The sequence below is a fragment of the Enterococcus ureasiticus genome, assembly GCF_001730285.1.
In the GTDB taxonomy this organism is placed as follows: domain Bacteria; phylum Bacillota; class Bacilli; order Lactobacillales; family Enterococcaceae; genus Enterococcus_L; species Enterococcus_L ureasiticus.
In genome coordinates, this window is the sequence record NZ_MIJZ01000007.1 from 1 (window position 1) to 3,285 (window position 3,285).

2 rRNA genes are annotated in these 3,285 nt (G+C 49.9%); both read right to left on the reverse strand.

Annotated features, from left to right (window positions below):
* Positions 1–2: 2 nt before the first annotated feature.
* A 5S ribosomal RNA gene (gene rrf / locus BCR21_RS06035) occupies positions 3–118 on the reverse strand.
* Positions 119–214: 96 nt separating this feature from the next.
* A 23S ribosomal RNA gene (locus tag BCR21_RS06040) occupies positions 215–3,126 on the reverse strand.
* Between the last annotated feature and the right edge of the window lie 159 nt (positions 3,127–3,285).

The following is a 3,285-nucleotide window of genomic DNA, read 5'->3' on the forward strand; positions in this document are numbered from 1 at the left end:
TAGCGTGGCGACGTCCTACTCTCACAAAGGGAAACCCTTCACTACAATCGGCGCTAAGAAGCTTAACTTCTGTGTTCGGCATGGGAACAGGTGTATCCTTCTCGCTATCGCCACCACACTGGGTGTTGTTGCTATTAAGTTGAGTGATTATTCACTCAAAACTGGATTGAAGTATGTAATCAAAACGTGGTTAAACACTTTTTTATTCGTTTCTTAGGTTAAGTCCTCGACCGATTAGTATTGGTCCGCTCCGTACATCACTGCACTTCCACTTCCAACCTATCTACCTGATCATCTCTCAGGGGTCTTACTTTCTTAAAGAAATGGGAAATCTCATCTTGAGGTGGGCTTCACACTTAGATGCTTTCAGCGTTTATCCCTTCCCTACATAGCTACCCAGCAATGCCCTTGGCAGAACAACTGGTACACCAGCGGTAAGTCCATCCCGGTCCTCTCGTACTAAGGACAGCTCCTCTCAAATTTCCAACGCCCGCGACGGATAGGGACCGAACTGTCTCACGACGTTCTGAACCCAGCTCGCGTGCCGCTTTAATGGGCGAACAGCCCAACCCTTGGGACCGACTACAGCCCCAGGATGCGACGAGCCGACATCGAGGTGCCAAACCTCCCCGTCGATGTGGACTCTTGGGGGAGATAAGCCTGTTATCCCCAGGGTAGCTTTTATCCGTTGAGCGATGGCCCTTCCATGCGGAACCACCGGATCACTAAGCCCGACTTTCGTCCCTGCTCGACTTGTAAGTCTCGCAGTCAAGCTCCCTTCTGCCTTTACACTCTGCGAATGATTTCCAACCATTCTGAGGGAACCTTTGGGCGCCTCCGTTACTCTTTAGGAGGCGACCGCCCCAGTCAAACTGCCCACCTGACACTGTCTCCCACCACGATAAGTGGTGCGGGTTAGAGGGTTCATAACACAAGGGTAGTATCCCACCAGCGCCTCCACCGAAACTAGCGTTCCGGGTTCATCGGCTCCTACCTATCCTGTACATGTGGTACAAACACTCAATATCAAGCTACAGTAAAGCTCCATGGGGTCTTTCCGTCCTGTCGCGGGTAACCTGCATCTTCACAGGTACTAAAATTTCACCGAGTCTCTCGTTGAGACAGTGCCCAAATCGTTACGCCTTTCGTGCGGGTCGGAACTTACCCGACAAGGAATTTCGCTACCTTAGGACCGTTATAGTTACGGCCGCCGTTTACTGGGGCTTCAATTCTGAGCTTCGCCGAAGCTAACCCATCCTCTTAACCTTCCAGCACCGGGCAGGCGTCAGCCCCTATACTTCATCTTTCGATTTTGCAGAGACCTGTGTTTTTGATAAACAGTCGCTTGGGCCTATTCACTGCGGCTGACCGAAGTCAGCACCCCTTCTCCCGAAGTTACGGGGTCATTTTGCCGAGTTCCTTAACGAGAGTTCACTCGCACACCTTAGGATACTCTCCTCGACTACCTGTGTCGGTTTACGGTACGGGCAGTTGTTTTCTCACTAGAAGCTTTTCTTGACAGTGTGACATCAGAAACTTCGGTACTATTATTTCCCTCCCCATCACAGCTTGTCCGTATAGAGTAAAGCATTTGACTCTACTCAAGACTTACTGCTTGGACATGCACTTCCAGTCGCATGCATTTCTTAGCCTCCTGCGTCCCTCCATTGCTCAAACAAAAACAACTGGTACAGGAATATCAACCTGTTGTCCATCGCCTACGCCTTTCGGCCTCGGCTTAGGTCCCGACTAACCCTGGGCGGACGAGCCTTCCCCAGGAAACCTTAGTCATACGGTGGACGGGATTCTCACCCGTCTTTCGCTACTCATACCGGCATTCTCACTTCTAAGCGCTCCAGCCGTCCTCACGATCGACCTTCAACGCCCTTAGAACGCTCTCCTACCATTACACCAGAGGTGTAATCCACAGCTTCGGTAATATGTTTAGCCCCGGTACATTTTCGGCGCAGGGTCACTCGACTAGTGAGCTATTACGCACTCTTTAAATGGTGGCTGCTTCTGAGCCAACATCCTAGTTGTCTGTGCAACCCCACATCCTTTTCCACTTAACATATATTTTGGGACCTTAGCTGGTGGTCTGGGCTGTTTCCCTTTCGACTACGGATCTTATCACTCGCAGTCTGACTCCCGGATATAAATGAATGGCATTCGGAGTTTATCTGAATTCGGTAACCCGAGATGGGCCCCTAGTCCAAACAGTGCTCTACCTCCATCATTCTTAATTCCGAGGCTAGCCCTAAAGCTATTTCGGAGAGAACCAGCTATCTCCAAGTTCGTTTGGAATTTCTCCGCTACCCACAGCTCATCCCCGCACTTTTCAACGTACGTGGGTTCGGTCCTCCAGTGCGTTTTACCACACCTTCAACCTGGCCATGGGTAGATCACATGGTTTCGGGTCTACGACTACATACTCATTCGCCCTATTCAGACTCGCTTTCGCTGCGGCTCCGGCTCTTCACCTTAACCTCGCATGCAATCGTAACTCGCCGGTTCATTCTACAAAAGGCACGCCATCACCCATTAACGGGCTTTGACTTGTTGTAGGCACACGGTTTCAGGATCTATTTCACTCCCCTTCCGGGGTGCTTTTCACCTTTCCCTCACGGTACTGGTTCACTATCGGTCATTAGGGAGTATTTAGCCTTGCGGGATGGTCCCCGCGGATTCCGACGGAATTTCTCGTGTTCCGCCGTACTCAGGATACTCCTAGGTGTTGCCAACATTTCGTCTACGGGGCTATTACCCACTCTGGCGAACCTTTCCAGGTCCTTCGACTATCTTGACAGACTACCACATCGGAGTCCTACAACCCCAACAAGCAAGCTTGTTGGTTTGGGCTCTTCCCGTTTCGCTCGCCGCTACTCAGGGAATCGAATTTTCTTTCTCTTCCTGCAGGTACTTAGATGTTTCAGTTCTCTGCGTCTACCTCTAACCAGCTATGTATTCACTGGAAAGTAACATCCTATAAAAGATGTTGGGTTTCCCCATTCGGAAATCTCTGGATCATAGCTCACTTACAGCTCCCCAAAGCATATCGGTGTTAGTCCCGTCCTTCATCGGCTCCTAATGCCAAGGCATCCACCGTGCGCCCTTATTCACTTAACCTGATGACCTTACGGTCAATTGTTTGGTTCGTTTCTCTAGCGATAGAGGCGTCACCAATAAAATAAGCTTCGAACAATAAATAAATTTACTATCCAACGCGGTGTTCTCGGTTTGTTTTGATTACTTTTTTACTTCAATATCCAGTTTTCAATGAACAAT